The 16,631-nt window shown below is 32.0% G+C and carries 17 protein-coding genes and 1 pseudogene; 9 read left to right on the plus strand and 9 right to left on the minus strand.

Features of this window, described 5'->3' with window-relative positions; all coding sequences use genetic code 11:
* From lpdA to msrB, 3 genes are all read right to left on the minus strand, one after another.
* Positions 1-1,095 (minus strand): dihydrolipoyl dehydrogenase (lpdA, locus tag AB8B90_RS07915; protein ID WP_405335437.1); only part of this gene is annotated, 1,095 nt, incomplete at its 3' end.
* Between the two features lie 56 nt (positions 1,096-1,151).
* Complete coding sequence (locus AB8B90_RS07920; protein WP_405335438.1) at positions 1,152-1,706, minus strand: DUF1572 family protein; 555 nt, start codon at positions 1,704-1,706, stop codon at positions 1,152-1,154.
* Positions 1,707-1,804: 98 nt separating this feature from the next.
* Positions 1,805-2,287, minus strand: a complete 483-nt coding sequence (msrB, locus tag AB8B90_RS07925; protein ID WP_405335440.1) for a peptide-methionine (R)-S-oxide reductase MsrB — start codon at positions 2,285-2,287, stop codon at positions 1,805-1,807.
* A gap of 193 nt (positions 2,288-2,480) precedes the next feature.
* Between msrB and AB8B90_RS07930 the strand changes: the two genes are divergently transcribed.
* The 4 genes from AB8B90_RS07930 (at position 2,481) to AB8B90_RS07945 (ending at position 6,486) form a co-directional block, all read left to right on the plus strand.
* On the plus strand, positions 2,481-3,311 hold the full coding sequence (locus AB8B90_RS07930) for a M48 family metallopeptidase (protein ID WP_405335442.1): 831 nt from the start codon (positions 2,481-2,483) through the stop codon (positions 3,309-3,311).
* 59 nt (positions 3,312-3,370) lie between these two features.
* Entirely contained in the window at positions 3,371-4,678 is a 1,308-nt protein-coding gene (locus AB8B90_RS07935) for an MFS transporter (RefSeq protein ID WP_405335444.1), read from the plus strand.
* A 36-nt stretch (positions 4,679-4,714) separates the two neighbouring features.
* The gene (locus tag AB8B90_RS07940) at positions 4,715-5,323 is read left to right on the plus strand and encodes a hypothetical protein (RefSeq protein WP_405335446.1); all 609 of its coding nucleotides are present in this window, start codon (positions 4,715-4,717) and stop codon (positions 5,321-5,323) included.
* 125 nt (positions 5,324-5,448) lie between these two features.
* Positions 5,449-6,486 (plus strand): hypothetical protein, encoded by a 1,038-nt coding sequence (locus tag AB8B90_RS07945; protein ID WP_405335448.1) that lies wholly within the window; start codon positions 5,449-5,451, stop codon positions 6,484-6,486.
* A gap of 70 nt (positions 6,487-6,556) precedes the next feature.
* Here the strand turns inward: AB8B90_RS07945 and AB8B90_RS07950 are convergent, their stop codons facing one another.
* The 4 genes from AB8B90_RS07950 to AB8B90_RS07965 form a co-directional block, all read right to left on the minus strand.
* Positions 6,557-7,270, minus strand: a complete 714-nt coding sequence (locus tag AB8B90_RS07950; protein WP_405335450.1) for a head GIN domain-containing protein — start codon at positions 7,268-7,270, stop codon at positions 6,557-6,559.
* Between the two features lie 28 nt (positions 7,271-7,298).
* On the minus strand, positions 7,299-8,393 hold the full coding sequence (locus tag AB8B90_RS07955) for a hypothetical protein (RefSeq protein ID WP_405335451.1): 1,095 nt from the start codon (positions 8,391-8,393) through the stop codon (positions 7,299-7,301).
* Positions 8,394-8,465: 72 nt separating this feature from the next.
* Positions 8,466-9,029, minus strand: coding sequence for a hypothetical protein (locus AB8B90_RS07960; protein WP_405335453.1), 564 nt, complete (start codon positions 9,027-9,029; stop codon positions 8,466-8,468).
* Between the two features lie 10 nt (positions 9,030-9,039).
* Complete coding sequence (locus AB8B90_RS07965) at positions 9,040-9,597, minus strand: RNA polymerase sigma factor (protein ID WP_405335455.1); 558 nt, start codon at positions 9,595-9,597, stop codon at positions 9,040-9,042.
* A gap of 229 nt (positions 9,598-9,826) precedes the next feature.
* Here AB8B90_RS07965 and lon point away from each other — a divergent pair, with 229 nt between their 5' ends.
* Genes lon through cmk form a run of 4 tightly spaced genes read left to right on the plus strand, consistent with a single transcriptional unit; the run spans position 9,827 to position 14,811 of the window.
* Positions 9,827-12,280, plus strand: a complete 2,454-nt coding sequence (gene lon, locus AB8B90_RS07970) for an endopeptidase La (protein ID WP_405335457.1) — start codon at positions 9,827-9,829, stop codon at positions 12,278-12,280.
* Entirely contained in the window at positions 12,264-13,052 is a 789-nt protein-coding gene (locus tag AB8B90_RS07975) for a LysM peptidoglycan-binding domain-containing protein (RefSeq protein WP_405335459.1), read from the plus strand. The genes lon and AB8B90_RS07975 overlap by 17 nt, the downstream gene beginning before the upstream one ends.
* A gap of 50 nt (positions 13,053-13,102) precedes the next feature.
* Entirely contained in the window at positions 13,103-14,122 is a 1,020-nt protein-coding gene (gene porQ / locus AB8B90_RS07980) for a type IX secretion system protein PorQ (RefSeq protein ID WP_405335461.1), read from the plus strand.
* Positions 14,122-14,811, plus strand: coding sequence for a (d)CMP kinase (cmk, locus tag AB8B90_RS07985; RefSeq protein ID WP_405335463.1), 690 nt, complete (start codon positions 14,122-14,124; stop codon positions 14,809-14,811). Before porQ ends, cmk begins: the two co-directional genes overlap by 1 nt.
* Before the next feature lie 56 nt (positions 14,812-14,867).
* On the opposite strand, the gene AB8B90_RS07990 is transcribed toward cmk, so the two are convergent.
* Positions 14,868-15,479, minus strand: coding sequence for a hypothetical protein (locus AB8B90_RS07990; protein WP_405335465.1), 612 nt, complete (start codon positions 15,477-15,479; stop codon positions 14,868-14,870).
* Between the two features lie 103 nt (positions 15,480-15,582).
* Entirely contained in the window at positions 15,583-15,960 is a 378-nt protein-coding gene (locus tag AB8B90_RS07995; protein WP_405335467.1) for a LysM peptidoglycan-binding domain-containing protein, read from the minus strand.
* Positions 15,961-16,244: 284 nt separating this feature from the next.
* Here AB8B90_RS07995 and AB8B90_RS08000 point away from each other — a divergent pair.
* Positions 16,245-16,631: pseudogene (locus AB8B90_RS08000) on the plus strand (30S ribosomal protein S1); the annotation flags it as partial.

The raw sequence follows: 16,631 nt of genomic DNA on the forward strand, positions 1-16,631 counted from the left end.
ATCGATCCCTTGTTCTTTAGCTTGTTTTTCGGTTAGGCCAACACTCGCAATTTCTGGAGAACAGTAAGTACAACCAGGAATGTTTCCGTAATCTAAAGCTTCAACATGTTGTCCAGCAATTTTTTCAACACATAAAATACCTTCAGCAGAAGCTACATGCGCTAAAGCTTGACCAGGAGTTACGTCTCCTATCGCATAATATCCAGGAATATTAGTTTGGTAGTAATCATTTACTAAGATTTTATCTCTATCCACTGCAATACCAACATCTTCTAATCCTATGTTTTCAATATTTGATTTAATTCCTACTGCAGATAGCACTAAATCAGCTTCTAGAACTTCTTCTCCTTTTTTAGTTTTTACAGTTGCTTTTACACCTGTTCCAGACGTATCAACTTTAGTCACTTCAGAAGAAGTCATAATTTTAATTCCATTTTTCTTAAATGATCGTTCCAATTGTTTAGAAACATCATCATCTTCAACAGGAACAATTTTAGGAAGGTATTCAACAATAGTGACTTCGGTTCCCATAGAATTATAAAAATAAGCAAATTCTACACCTATAGCGCCAGAACCAACTACAATCATTTTCTTTGGTTGTTTTGGTAAAGTCATTGCTTCTCTGTATCCAATTACTTTTTTGCCATCTTGAGGCAAGCTTGGTAATTCACGCGATCGTGCTCCTGTAGCAATAATAATGTGGTCTGCACTGTATATATTTCCGTCTACTTCAACTTTCTTACCAGTTTTCAATTTCCCAAATCCTTCAATGACATCAATTTTGTTTTTTTTCATCAAAAATTTAACACCATTGCTCATTCCTTCAGCAACACCACGACTTCGTTTTACAACAGCATCAAAATCATGTTCCGCATCTTTCACTTTTAGTCCGTAATCTTCGGCATGTTTTAAATATTCAAAAACTTGGGCAGATTTTAATAGCGCTTTAGTTGGAATACAACCCCAATTAAGGCAAACTCCACCTAGGCTTTCTTTTTCTACAACAGCAGTCTTTAAGCCTAATTGAGAGGCTCTAATTGCAGTTACGTAGCCTCCAGGACCACTTCCAAGTACTATTACATCGTATTTACTCATGAGTCTATTTTTGTCTAATTTTTAAGGTTACGAAGTTACGAAACCAAATTGTAATATTAAAGGTCATCAGTAAAATGTCTTCGACCTTTTTCTTTACTGAATTTTTCCTGATTGTAAGTTGCCGATTTTCCTTTGGGAATAGATAATGAAGTCCAATCATTTCCTCTTATAAGTTTTCCAATAAAAACGAGTTGACCAATATGATAGGAGTAATGTGCTAATTGTCTGTTAATGGCCTCAGTAACACTATGACCTTGGTTTCGAATGTAGATAATACGTTCTAAGTCTTTTGAGGTTAAAGATCTTATAGCTTTAAATAAGCAGTTCCAACCGTTATTCCAGTATTTTAGCAATTCTTCTTTACTTTTAAATGTGTCTTCAAATTCACTATCGCGATGTCGCCATTCTTTTTCTCCATCTTCAGTTAAAAAATTAGTCCATCTGCTTAACATATTTCCAGAGATGTGTTTTACAATTATTGAAATCGAATTAGAATCCTGAATAAATTCTTTTTGAATCTCATCAAAATTTAATTGATTTATCGTGGTGTCCCCAAGACTTTTATAATATTCGAATTGCTTTAAAATGCTTTTTAGATATGAATTATTCATCAGATTTGAAATTACTCAATAAAATTAGCGACATAAATATTTTAAAACTATGAAGTGTGATAGTTAGAATTTATATCGCTATTTGGTAAGTCATGAGCTTACTCTCCTTTAGGAACGAATTTTAATGCGACGCCATTAATACAATGTCGTTTTCCTGTTGTATTCCTCGGGCCATCATTAAATACATGCCCTAGATGTCCACCACAAGTGGCACAATGTTCTTCAGATCTTGCATAGCCAAGGTTATAATCAACTGAAAATTCAACATTGCCTTCTATTTCACGATCAAAACTTGGCCAACCTGTACCGGAATCAAATTTATCTTCACTCTTAAATAGTGGTGTGTTGCATGCAGCACAATGAAAAACACCTTCACTGTATTCTTTATTTAGATCACTAGAGAATGGACGTTCAGTTCCAGCTTTTCTAAGAACATAAAATTGTTCAGGAGTTAATTCTGCTTTCCATTCCGTTTCCGTTTTAGTAACTGGAAATTCTTTTTTCTCTTCCTTTTGTTTTTGAGCAGATGAATTACAACTAAAGAATAATGCAACTACTAATACTATAATTATATTTTTCATTTGATAAATAATTTTTTTTTAAGTCGAAATTATTAAGATAACTTACTTCATTTGCAAAAATACCAATGTATTTTATTTTAATATTTACGATTGTAATTTAAATTCAATGTAGTTGTGACATTTTAAATCTGATTGTGTCAAATATTACGAAACGAATTTTGTAAATTAGCTAGTAAAATAAAAACAATTAACCATGAAATATAAAAATACGATAGTAACAGTTTTGACTTTAGCGTTGTTCTTGTCATGTGCTACTAATCCACTAACTGGAAATAAAACTTTAGCATTCGTGTCTAATAGTCAAATTTTTCCATCTGCATTTGCTCAGTATGATAAATTTTTATCTGAAAACAACATTGTTAATGGAACTTCTGATTCTGAAATGATTCAACGTGTAGGGCAACGTATTGCTGTTGCGGCTGAACGTTGGTTAAATGCAAATGGTCACGAAGGTTATTTAAAGGATTATCAATGGGAATATAATTTGGTTAATGATAAAACCGTTAATGCTTGGTGTATGCCAGGAGGAAAAATTGTTTTCTATACAGGAATTCTTCCAATAGCTCAAAATGAAACAGGTGTAGCTGCTATTATGGGGCACGAAGTCGCTCATGCATTAGCTAATCATGGACAACAACGCATGAGTGCTGCTTATCTTCAACAAGGACTTGGTGTTGTTGGAAACATAGCTATAAAAGATGAGCAAACGCGTAATATTTTTAATCAGTCTTATGGAGTTGGATCTAATGTTTTAGGAATGTTACCTTTTAGCAGAAGCCATGAAACACAATCAGATAAATTTGGACTAACATTAATGGCTATTGCAGGCTACAATCCTGATGAAGCTGCAGAATTATGGAAACGTATGAAAGCTAATAGCGGAGGTCAAGCTCCACCAGAGTTTTTAAGTACTCACCCTTCAAATGATACACGAATTTCTAATTTACAAGAATGGTCACCAGCTGCTAAAGCTGAAGCTAAAAAATTTGGCACTAACTCATTTAGGCCATTAGGAGCGTTTTAGTATTAAGTTCATAAAAATATCTTATTTTAGAAGCTGCTTATTAAAAAGCAGCTTTTTTTATGGAACATCTTCAAAAAGGCAGTAAAAAACTGCTAAATGCATGGGCTTTTTACGATTGGGCTAACTCAGTGTATACGCTAACTATTGCTTCTTCAATATTTCCTATTTTTTATTCAGCTTTGTTTATTTCAGAAACTGAAAAGATAGTTTCAGCTTTTGGAATGGAATTCAAAAGTACAGCGTTAATTACTTATGTAACAGCATTTACATTTTTAGTAGTTTCAATAACATCACCAATCCTTTCAGGTATTGCAGATTATGTAGGAAACAAGAAAAATTTTATGAAATTTTTCTGTTATCTAGGTGGAGCTGGTTGTATTGGATTATATTGGTTTAGCATTGAGAATATACACACAAGTTTAATGTTCTATTTTATGGGTTTGATTGGGTATTGGGGAAGTCTAGTATTCTATAATTCTTATTTACCAGATATAGCATTCCCAGAACAACAAGATAGTATCAGTGCTCGTGGGTTTAGCATGGGTTACATTGGTAGCGTACTACTTTTAATAGTTAACCTTGTAATGGTTATGAGCCAAGAAAATGGAGAAGACAAAATACAGATGATGCGTTATTCTTTTATCACTGTAGGTTTGTGGTGGATATTATTTAGTCAATATTCATTTTACTGGTTGCCAAAAGGAACGTCTAGTGGACATAAAGTCACAAGAGCAGTTGTTTTAGATGGTTTAAAAGAATTAAAACAAGTTTGGATTCAACTTCAAGATAATTTAAGATTGAAACGGTATCTCGTAGCCTTTTTTGTTTTTAGTATGGCAGTACAAACGATAATGCTTGTAGCTGTATACTTTGGAGAGGAAGAAATTACTTGGGGTGGTTCTGATGCTAAAACTCAAGGACTTATAATTAGTATACTTGTGATACAATTAGTTGCGATTTTGGGTGCTGTATTAACTTCAAGAGCTTCAGAGAAATTTGGAAATATATCAACTTTAATTGTTATTAATTTTATTTGGATGTCATTGTGTGTTTACGCTTATTTTATGAAGACACCTATGCAGTTTTACATTGCTGCATCATTAGTTGGTTTAGTTATGGGAGGAATTCAATCCTTAGCAAGATCAACATATTCAAAGTTTTTGCCAGATACAGAAGACACAACATCCTATTTTAGTTTTTATGATGTAGCGGAAAAAATTGGTATTGTGATTGGTATGGTAATATTTGCAACTATTGATCAAATCACTGGTAGTATGCGAAATGCTATTCTGTTTTTATTCATCTTCTTTTTAGTAGGTATCGTTTTATTATTTAGAGTTCCAAAAGAAAATACGTTTGCAAATTAAAATTAGTATGTTTGTTAAAACTAAATCAATTATATCATGAAAAAATTAGGATTTCTTTGTTGTTTATTTGTCTTACTAACAGCTTTTACTTGTGAAAATGAATCAATTGATAGTGATTTGCTAAATCAAGAGTTTCAAGATAATGATGATGACAATGAAAGTGATGATAATACGTCTTTACTTGGCGATTGGGAATTGATTGAGTTTAGTTCAGACATTACAACTGAATCTGATGTAAATGGAGTTGTATTTGATTCTAACTTTGTTTCTGAAGCGATAGATTCCGATTATATTTTAACATTTGAACAATCAACTTACAGTGTTTCTGGTGATTATGATTTAGTAACAACATCTACATTTGATGGTGAAACAACAACTTATACAGATTCGTATAACAATGTTAATGGCTCTGGAATATACTCAACAAATGGAAACATTATGACTGTAGATGGTACTTTTGTTGAATTTGATGTTGATGGTATGCCACAAGATACAGCTGGAGAAGAACAGATGGCGGAGTTTGATTTAAGTGATGATGGACAAACTTTAACTTTTGCACAAGATGAAGTACAAGTACAGAACCAACCCGGTATTTCTGTTACAATCCATATCATTTCAACATCAGTTTGGCAAAAACTAGATTAGAAAAAGTTTATCAAGCAATAAATTAAAAGACTAGAATTTACTTCTAGTCTTTTTTTTGGTTTAGATTGTAAACTAACAGTATTTTATAAATTAGTATGTTTGTAAAAAATAAATACAATTTTGCTATGAAAAAATTATCGTACCTATTTTCTTTATTTGTCTTGTTAACCGCCTTTACATGCGAAAATGAGCCATTAGAAGGCGATTTTACTGAAGAAAATGAATTGTCATGTGAGATAGCAGCACAAAACACTCAAGATGCTGCAATTGCCTTTTTGGATGTTACTGATGCAAATTACACGCAGTTATGTATTGAATACAGAAACGCACTAGAAGTACAAATACAGTTTTGTGGTGATCCAGACGGTATATTACAAACTCAATTAAATAGTTTAGGGACTTGTGTTAATGATATAGTTGTAGATGACTGTGTTTCAGCAACTGCTGCAGTAGGAGTAGCTCAGGCTGCTTTTGCTCTAGCTACTGATGATAATTATGTTCAATTATGTAACATTTATAGAGATACACTTTTAGATTTAATAGCCTTTTGTGGAAATGATGGTGGCACACAATCTGTTTTAAATGGCCTAGGTAATTGTGAGCCTATAGTTAACCCAGATCCATGTGAAGCAGCAACTAATGCCGCGACTCAAGCAGGAAATGCTTATAACGCTAATACAGCAGATTCAGATTTGTGTAATGCTTATGAGTCTGCATTGCAAAATCAAATAGTAGTTTGTGGCGATACTAATGGAAGTATTCAAGCTATAATCGATAGTTTGGGAGATTGTTCTTCTGTTATTTCATCAGGTACGTTAAGTGTTACGACTGGAACATTAAATATTCAATTTATTACAACAAGTACTGCTGTATTAAATTCTGGTATAGTTATGGTTAATGGTAGTAATACTGACCAAGGTGCTAATTACTTCATTGAATTTGAAGTACCAGAAGGAACTACTGGTATAGATGTTATGCAAAATTTTATATTGACTTTAAACGGGACCGAATACTTTCCAGATACCAGTGGTTTTGATGATTTTACAAATAACATTACTGTAAATTCTGGTGGAGTAATTCAAGGTACATTTGGAGGTATTGTAACGAGTAATTCTGGAGGAAATTTAAGCTTATCGCAAGGCATAGTCGATATGACTTATTAATACTTACAGTTTGAAAAACAAAAAAGCCACAAGTTTTAAACTTGTGGCTTTTTTGTTTTTTATGATGAGATTAGTTGCTAATACTTCCAGAACCTGCAACCTTAGTGTCTTCAGTTTTCGGATTTCCTCGATACTCAATATCACCAGAACCAGCTACTCTTGCTTTTAAACTTTCATTACAAACAACTTCAGCATCACCAGAACCAGCTACCGCAACTACAGTATGGTTAGATTGTAAGTCAAATCCATGAAAATCTCCTGAGCCAGCTACTTTAGCTTCAAGTTTATTTGTACTACCTTTTAAAGTTAAATCACCAGAACCAGCTATTCTGCCTTCTGTGTTTGTTGCTCTAATATCTAAGACCACATCACCAGAACCTGCTAAGGCAACGTCTAAATCATTTGCTTTAATAACATCTTCATTCCATAAGTCGCCAGAACCAGATAAGGACACGTTGTCAATGTCTTTAAAAGGAATAGTAATTTTTATAGTTTTATTGTTACTCGGTTTTAGATATACATTCTTTCTTGTCTTAACTACTAGTTGATTGTCTTTGACTTCAGTAACTACATAATCTAATAAATTTTCTTCGCCTTCAATTGTTATTTTTCCTTCAGTGCCAGCTACTAAAATATAGTCGAATGAACCTGCACACTTAATGCCATCATAGTCTGATGTTGATCTAGTCGTTGTTATTATTTTTCCGTTTCCTTTAATTTTTTTATCTGCATAGCTAAATGAGATACAAAATAGAAGTGCTGTAAGTAAGATTGATTTTTTCATTTTTTTTGTGTTTATTTTGATTGAATTATTATTGTTTTTTAAATGTTACGCTTCCATATTCAGTCTTTATTCTGATCATATTTCCACTGTTAGATGTTTTGTGATATCCTTGATAATATTTATCTGAAGATTCTATCCGTTTTTTTGTAAATTCAAATTCATCTGCATCTCTTAAGGAAGCATACTCTAGATCAATATCAAAACTGAAAGCATAACCTGCATCGTAACCTATTGTAATACCACAATAATCTGATTCTATTTCAATGTTTCCTGCATTCTCAGCCATCTTTCCAATTTTAATAGATCCATAATCTGCTTTAATACTCACATTTTTGTGTACTGTACCTAATCTAAGGGTTAAATAATCACCATTACCTTCAACATTATTTATATTATTAATTTTCAGTGAACCATAATCACAATTATAAGAGATGTTTTCTGCGACTTCAACTTCAGAAGATGTATAATCAGCATTAATATCTAAAGACTTAGCCATTCCAACAGTAAAACCACTATAATCGGCATTAATACTTCCACTTTTTATATATTCAAAGTATGAGTTATTAGTGTAATCAAACCTTATATCGTTATTGTCTGCCATTAACTCTTTAGTTGTTATTTTTCCATAATCACAACTGATTTCGGCACGACCTTCTAGCTTGTCTAATGTAATACTTCCATAGTCATTACTTAAATCTACATTATTTGTGATTGGTAATTTGATGATGTAATTAATAGACATATTTACATTATTCTTCTTTCCCCAATTCCACCAATTATTAGATTTTTCTTTGCTAAACATTGTTTTTGCAATTACTGCAGATGGAGATGCACTAAAATCAACATCAATGTTTTCTAGTTTATCTTGTACTTTTTCAATGTCATTGCCATTAACTTTTATTTTGACTTCTATTGTGACAGTTGAGCCTTCATATGTAGTAATATTAATATTACCATAGCTATTGTTTACTTTTAATGTAGCATCGCTAGAAACATTAAACTCTTTTTTTATGGTTTTTTCTTTGGTATGTTTTCCAGACCATTTTGTAGAATTGCCTGCTAGAGCTATACTTGGAACAAGTACAAGTGCAAATAATAAGTTGTATAGTAAATTTGTTTTCATAATGATTGTTTTAATTTCCTAATTGGAGTATATAATAACTGCACAGGAACGTTTTTTGTTGATTATTGATTTTTATAAAGTATTTTGATTTGATTTGTTATTTTTAAATGTTTTGATTTCTTCAATGTTTTCTAAAACATGATTTAAAACATTGATTCTATTTTGAAAGTTCGAAATCATAGCATGAACAACACGTTGGTCATCTCCAGATTCGGTTAAATCTATTTTGAGTTTTTCATAATTACTTTCTAAAACTTTAAGTTGTTTTAAAGCATCATTAATCAACTCTTCTGTTTCTGGTGAGCGTTCAGTTTCAAGAGCAACCAACTCATTTTCTATAGCTAACGTAAAAAAATCTTGAGTTCTAGATAATTCAGGAGATACATTTGCTAAATCTTTTATTTCTGGTTCTTGTTGTTGCATCACACTAAAAATGCTAAAACAAAGCACAATTGATGCAGCAACTGCTAAAAATGGTTTCCAATAACTTGTTTTTCTAGAGGTATTGTCTACAACGGTAATATTTTGTTGCTTTAATTTTTCTAAAAACCGGTTTTGATGACCAGTGTTTGGTGAATGAACATCAAACTCATTTTCAAATGTTTTAAAAAGTGTATCTATATCGTCTTTTTTCATATCAATTGTATTAAGATGCCAAAGGGGCTAATTTTTTTCTTAAGCTTTCTTTAGCTCGTGATATTAATGTTCTACAGTTCGCATTAGTAATGTTCATTATCTCACATATTTCTTCGTAATCATAACCTTCTATCAAATGCAATGTTAAGCCCATTCTATAATTATCTTTAAGCAATTTCATTGTGTCTAGAATTTGATTAGCTTTTATACTTGAAAATGTTTCAACTTCGCCAATGCCAGAATGATCTTCTACTTTATAGAGTACGTCGTCTAAAGGCACGTCATTATATTTGTTATTCTTTTTGTAATGATATATGCTATTGTTAATGACAATTCGTTTTAACCATGATCCAAAAGTTTTAATCTCTTTAAGATTATCCAATTTTGTAAAAGCGGTTAAAAATGAATCTTGCATGATGTCTTCAGCTTCAAAACTGTCTTTTACGATTCTTAAGGCTGTGTTGTACATTGCTTTATAGTATCTGTTGTAGACTTCCATTTGTGCATGTTGGTCTCCAGATTTACATAGCTGTAATAACTGCTCTATATTTTGGTTGGTTAGTATCAAAAAACAAATGCTTTATTATAGAGATGAGAGGGTGAACAGATTGTTACACTTTTAATAAAAAAAGTTTTTAGTTTTTTGAAGTGTAATGGCATAACTATTGGAATTAGATAAAGGTATATAATTACTTTAACATGTTAAATCATTGATATACAGTGTTGAATGTGATTGTTTAAAATAAATAAATTTCTAACTTCTGTTTGTTTAATGACAGAATGACTAAAAAAATATTATGGCAAAGTCTAATTTCTTAAAGCTTGACAGTTTGTCATTTCAGGATTTTGATGAAAATTCAGAATTAATTCCTTTAATGACACCTGAAGATGAAGCAGAAATAAATAATGAAACCCTTCCAGATTCACTACCTATATTACCTTTACGTAATACGGTTTTGTTTCCAGGTGTTGTAATCCCAATTACAGCTGGTAGAGATAAATCTATCAAATTGATTAATGATGCAAACAAAGGAAGTAAAGTTATAGGTGTTGTATCTCAAAAAGATGAAACTATTGAAGACCCTTCTGGTAAGGATGTTTTCCATAAAGGAACAGTAGCACGTATATTGAAAGTTTTAAAAATGCCAGATGGCAATACAACTATAATTATACAAGGAAAAAAACGCTTTGAAATTCAAGATATTGTTACAGAAGACCCTTATTTAACAGCTACCGTAAAAGATGTTCCTGAAGCGAAACCTGCAGTTGACAATGAAGAGTTTTCTGCAATTATAGAATCAATTAAAGACTTATCTCTTCAAATCATAAAAGACAGTCCAAACATTCCTACCGAAGCCACTTTTGCGATTAAAAACATTGAAAGTAATTCGTTCTTGGTAAATTTTGTATCCTCTAACATGAATCTTTCTGTAAAGGAAAAGCAAGAATTATTAGAAATTAATGATTTAAAACAACGTGCACTAGCCACCTTAAAATTCATGAATGTTGAACTTCAGAAATTGGAACTTAAAAATGATATCCAATCTAAGGTTCAAAGTGATATGAATCAACAGCAACGTGAATATTTCTTACATCAACAAATGAAAACCATCCAAGAAGAACTTGGAGGAGGTGTTTCTTCTGGTGAAGAAATTGAAGATATGCGTAAGCGAGCTAAACAAAAAAAGTGGGATGATAAGGTTGCTGAGCATTTTGATAAAGAATTATCAAAAATGCAACGTATGAATCCTCAAGTAGCTGAATATTCTATTCAAAGAAATTATTTAGATTTATTTCTGGAATTACCATGGAATGAGTTTAGTCAAGATAAATTCGATTTAAAACGTGCAATGAAAATTTTAGATCGCGATCATTATGGTTTAGATGATGTGAAAAAGAGAATCATTGAATACCTAGCTGTTTTGAAATTGCGAAATGACATGAAGTCACCAATTATATGTTTGTATGGCCCTCCAGGTGTAGGAAAGACATCTTTGGGAAAGTCTATAGCAGAAGCTCTCGGTAGAGAATATGTGCGTATGTCATTAGGTGGTTTACGTGATGAAGCTGAAATCCATAAGAATAAAAAAACATATATAGGAGCAATGCCTGGACGTATTATTCAAAGTTTGAAAAAGGCTGGAACCTCAAATCCTGTTTTTGTACTGGATGAAATAGATAAACTAACCAATTCTCATCAAGGTGATCCGTCTTCAGCATTATTAGAAGTGTTAGATCCAGAGCAGAATAGTGAGTTTCATGATAATTTCCTTGAAATGGGATTCGATTTATCTAAAGTAATGTTTATCGCAACATCTAATAGTTTAAATACGATTCAACCTGCTTTAAGAGATCGAATGGAAATCATTAATGTGACTGGTTACACCATTGAAGAGAAAGTAGAAATTGGAAAACGCCATTTACTTCCGAAGCAACTAAAAGAACACGGATTATCCGATAAACATTTAAAAATAGCGAAACCACAACTGGAGAAAATTGTTGATGGCTATACAAGAGAATCTGGAGTTCGCGGACTTGAAAAACAAATTGCAAAAATGGTGCGTCATGCAGCTAAGAATATTGCAATGGAGGAACCATATAACCTCAAAGTTACTAATGAAGATGTTATAGATGTTCTTGGCGCTCCTAAATTAGAACGTGATAAATACGAAAATAATAACGTTGCTGGTGTAGTTACAGGCTTAGCTTGGACTAGAGTAGGAGGCGATATTTTATTTATTGAATCTATATTATCAAAAGGAAAAGGCAACCTTACGATTACTGGTAATTTAGGTAAAGTTATGAAGGAGTCTGCAACCATAGCCATGGAATACATCAAGGCCAATGCTGATGAATTCGGAATTAATCCAGATATTTTTGAAAAATATAATGTGCATATTCACGTACCTGAAGGAGCAACTCCTAAAGATGGTCCGAGTGCTGGTGTTACAATGCTAACGTCTTTAGTATCTTTATTTACTCAGCGTAAAGTGAAAAGTAGTTTAGCGATGACAGGAGAAATTACGCTGAGAGGAAAAGTGTTACCTGTTGGAGGGATTAAAGAGAAGATTTTGGCAGCTAAACGCGCGAGAATTAAAGAAATTTTACTTTGTGAGGATAATAAAAGAGACATAGAAGAAATAAATCCCTTATATTTGAGGGGTTTAAGATTTCATTATGTGAAAGATATGAGTGATGTCTTAAAACTGGCATTAACCAATCAACGAGTAAAGAATGCTAAAAAACTTTAGATTAATAGCTATGGTTTTAGTTTTTGCAGCTTCTAGTTTTGGAGCTTTTGCGCAAACTAATGAAACCAATAATTTCAAAGATGTGCTTCTTAATGGGAAGCCAGCAAAACTTAATTTAACAACTGGTGAAGTCACTTACACTAATGGTGAAATTGCTACATCCAGAGCTGCAAAAAAAATTAAGGACTCACTACTTGATACGAGAACTGAAATCAAAACGAATTTATTAAAGGATATTGTAACATCTTCTGCAACACCACAAAATCAATTAGTTTCTGATTCAATTCAAAGTGTAACTGATGAAGTAGCCGAAACAGAGCTATTAGATGAATCTGAAAGTTCTTCCGAATTAAACAATTCAGAAGATTTTATTGAAACTCTTGCAGATTCAGAATTAGCAACTCATAAGTCTACTGAAAATACTGTTGAGAAAACAGAAACTATGATTTCCGACTTTCATGTTGTAAAGGAGAATGAGAATCTTTATTTAATTTCTAAACGTTATAAAACTACTTTAAATGAGCTAATTATTGCAAATAGATTAGAAACAACACTCATTAAACCTGGTCAGACTTTAAGAGTTAGAAATTTTGATTTTTCAGAAGCTGAGATTACATGGATTGTTTCTAAAGGAGATACATTATATAGTATAGCTAAAAGAAATAATACTACTGTTGCAGAATTAAAAGATCTTAATAATATAACTGGTAGTCTAATTAAAATTGGACAAAAACTTAACGTAAATCAGAATTCCACCCTTTCAAAAAAATAAAATAGACATATCCTCGTTTTAAGATAGATTTATTTACTTTGCAAACTTATATGCTAAAGAAAATTACCGCGTTTATTTGTCTATTAACTTCTTCTACTTTATTTGCCCAAGTAGGAGGTGAGGCTACATTTCAATTTTTGAATTTAGTGTCTTCTCCACGTCAAGCTGCACTTGGTGGAAAAGTCATAACCAACTATGATTATGATGTGACAAGTGGCTTGTTTAATCCTGCAAGCATTAATGCTGAAATGGACAACCAATTAGCTGTAAATTATTCAAGTTATTTAGCAGGAATTAGTTATGGAACAGCTGCCTATGCCTATACTTGGGACAGACATGTACAGACTCTGCATATTGGAATGACTTACATAAACTATGGTGAATTTGATGGATATGATCAAAATGGAGTATCCACAGGAACTTTTACAGGTAATGAAGCTGCATTATCTGCTGGTTATGCTTTTCAAATTCCTTATACTGATTTTTATGTAGGTGCTAATTTAAAAATGATAACTTCAAAGTTAGAACAATATAACTCTATTGGTGTTGCAGCAGATTTTGGAGCGATTTATATTAATGAAAAATTAGATTTTCACGCGGCATTAAGTGTAAGAAATTTTGGAACACAAATAGTAACTTATGCAGGATTAAGAGAAAAGTTGCCCTTAGAGATTTCATTAGGTTTGTCACAAACACTTGAAAATTTACCTTTGCGATGGCATCTTACGTTTGAAAACTTACAAAGATGGCCATTATCTTTTGCCAACCCTTCAAGAGCTACAACTGACCTTGATGGTAATCAAACTCAAGAAGAAGTTGGATTTTTAGGAGAGGTCATGAGACATACAGTGTTGGGTGCAGAATTGTTTCCAGAACGAGGTTTTAGTTTGCGATTGGGTTATAATTTTAGAAGAGCAGAAGAACTCCGAATTGAAGAACAAAGAAATTTTTCAGGATTATCCTTTGGTGTCGGAATTAAATTAAATAAAATACGATTTAGTTATACACATGCTAGATACACTAGTGCGTCTAACACCAGCTTTTTCGGTTTACAAATTGATTTAAGATAATGAATAGAATTACAATAGCTATAGACGGTTTTTCATCTACTGGTAAAAGTACAGTTGCTAAGCGTTTAGCTAAATCTTTGGGCTATATATATGTCGATTCTGGAGCAATGTATCGCGCAGTTACTTTGTATGCAATGCAGAATAATTTAATTCAAGAGAATTGTTTTGATAAAGAATTACTTATTACCCAATTAGGTGCTATTAAAATCAGTTTTAAATTTAATGAAGAATTAGGTTTTGCTGAAGTTTATCTCAACGAACAAAACGTTGAAAAGCAAATTAGAACATTAGAAGTTTCTCAATTCGTTAGTCAGGTAGCAACTGTGTCTGAAGTTAGAGAGCAATTGGTATTGCAACAGCAAAATTTCGGAAAAGATAAAGGTGTTGTCATGGATGGTCGAGACATTGGAACTGTTGTGTTTCCTGATGCTGAATTGAAAATATTTATGAAAGCCTCAGCTGAAATTAGAGCTAATCGTCGTTACAAAGAATTATTAGAACGTGGCCATAATTTAAGCTATGATGATGTTTTAGAAAATGTCACCACTAGAGATAGAATAGATTCTACAAGAGAGGATTCACCATTAGTAAAAGCAGAGGATGCGATTGAAATAGATAACTCAGAATTAACTGTAGAAGAACAATTAGAGACGATCAAAGAGTTGGTAAACCATATTTTATCAAAATAAAAACGATTCAATCTTTTATTTAAAAATTGAATCGTTCAATAAAGTCTTATTCTTTATTATTGTCTTTCTGCTAGATTGTCATCATCTCTAGCTAATTGTCCTTGACCTCTTAAGCTTTCAAATCCAAATTCTTCACGATCTGTTAAATTAACATACGCTTGTTCAGCATTAATGATTCCATCTTCTGATACAACTCCAGATATAGCTAGTAATAAATAAGGTTCTTCAGATTGTTCATAAGGTAATAATTTTACAAAAGCACAGAAACTATTTCCTTCACCATAATAGAACGTATCGCTTGTTAGGGTAAAGCTTGGATTGCCAACTAAATCTGTAATTTGAAAATTAAATTTTCTATTTTCAGCATTTAAGTTAGAGATCTTATAAATACTGCCATTTATATAATTAACCTCATTTTCATAAGTGATGTTAGTTGTGTTACTTATCAGTAAAAGAGGATCAAATTTGAAATCGCCAGCAATATTAGGTGTTTCTGAGCCAGTTCTAAAATTGAATCCAAGTGTATTTAACGCATTTATTATATCTGCGTCTAGAAAATTATCGATAAGCTCTGAGCCTTCTTGTTGTTGAGAGTTATCGTCTTCTTTACTACATGCATATACAGATATAATTAATATGCATATAAATACTGATTTTAAAGTTTTCATTTGATGTGAATTAGTGATTATTAAACAACATCGTTAGCATTTAGAAATGTCATCAAACAAAAAAAGCGACCATTGGTCGCTTTTTTTGTTTGAACCTATTATACTATAGGTTTGGAATGATCAATTCTTGATCTGGATGAATTAAATCTGGATTTTTTAAAATATCAGAATTAGCAGCAAAAATGTCTTGGTATTTCATTGCATCGCCATAATAGTGCTTTGCAATTTTCCCTAAAGTTTCTCCACTTTGTACTGTATGTCTGTGAAAAACAGATTCATCAGCAACTTTTATATCTGCCATAATATCTCCTGGATCTTCACCTCCAGCAGCTTTAATAGCATCCCAAAGTAAGTTTTTTTCATACTGTGTATTTGCAGTTCCCCAAACTTTCAAAACTCCATTTTCTTCTGCAACATTTCCTTCTTTAATGTTTAATTTTTCTCCTAAGTCTAGTACACTTTGGTATTTAGCTTTTACCATAATAGTTGTTTTAATTTATGTGTTATACGTAATGTAAAGATATCAATTTATATGCCAAAAAATCAATAAGTTAGGCTGCTTTTTTAATATTTGTAAGTTACTACACTATAATTGGATGTTTAGCAGTTGATTTGTTTGTTTTATTAATAGAGAATATGTATTTTTGCACTCCTTTTAGCGAAATTGAGAAAGAAAAAAGGACAATAATAACAAATAATAACGCTTCTGTATGTGATTCGTTTTAATCTTTCTAAACGTACAGAATACAAATTAATATTCAGCACATGTCTGAAAAAGAAACTCCAAAAGCTGAGGTAGAAACTACTGAAGCGACAACTGTTGAAACTACAGAAACACAAACAGTTGAGACTCCTAAGGTAGAAGTATCTGAGTCACAAGCAAATCCTGAAAAATTCTTAAAAGATTTTAACTGGCACAATTACGAAGAAGGAATTGATCCAGTGGATGACAAGCAATTAGAAGAATTTGAAAAATTAGTATCTGAAAATTTCGTTGATACATTAGATGACGAAGTTGTAGAAGGTGAAGTGATTCACATTACTGATAGAGATGCTATCATTGATATCAATGCTAAATCTGAAGGTGTAATTTCTCTTAATGAGTTCCGTTACAATCCAGATTTAAAAGTTGGTGATAAAGTAGAAGTATTA

Source organism: Psychroserpens sp. (assembly GCF_045105015.1).
In the GTDB taxonomy this organism is placed as follows: Bacteria; Bacteroidota; Bacteroidia; order Flavobacteriales; family Flavobacteriaceae; genus Psychroserpens.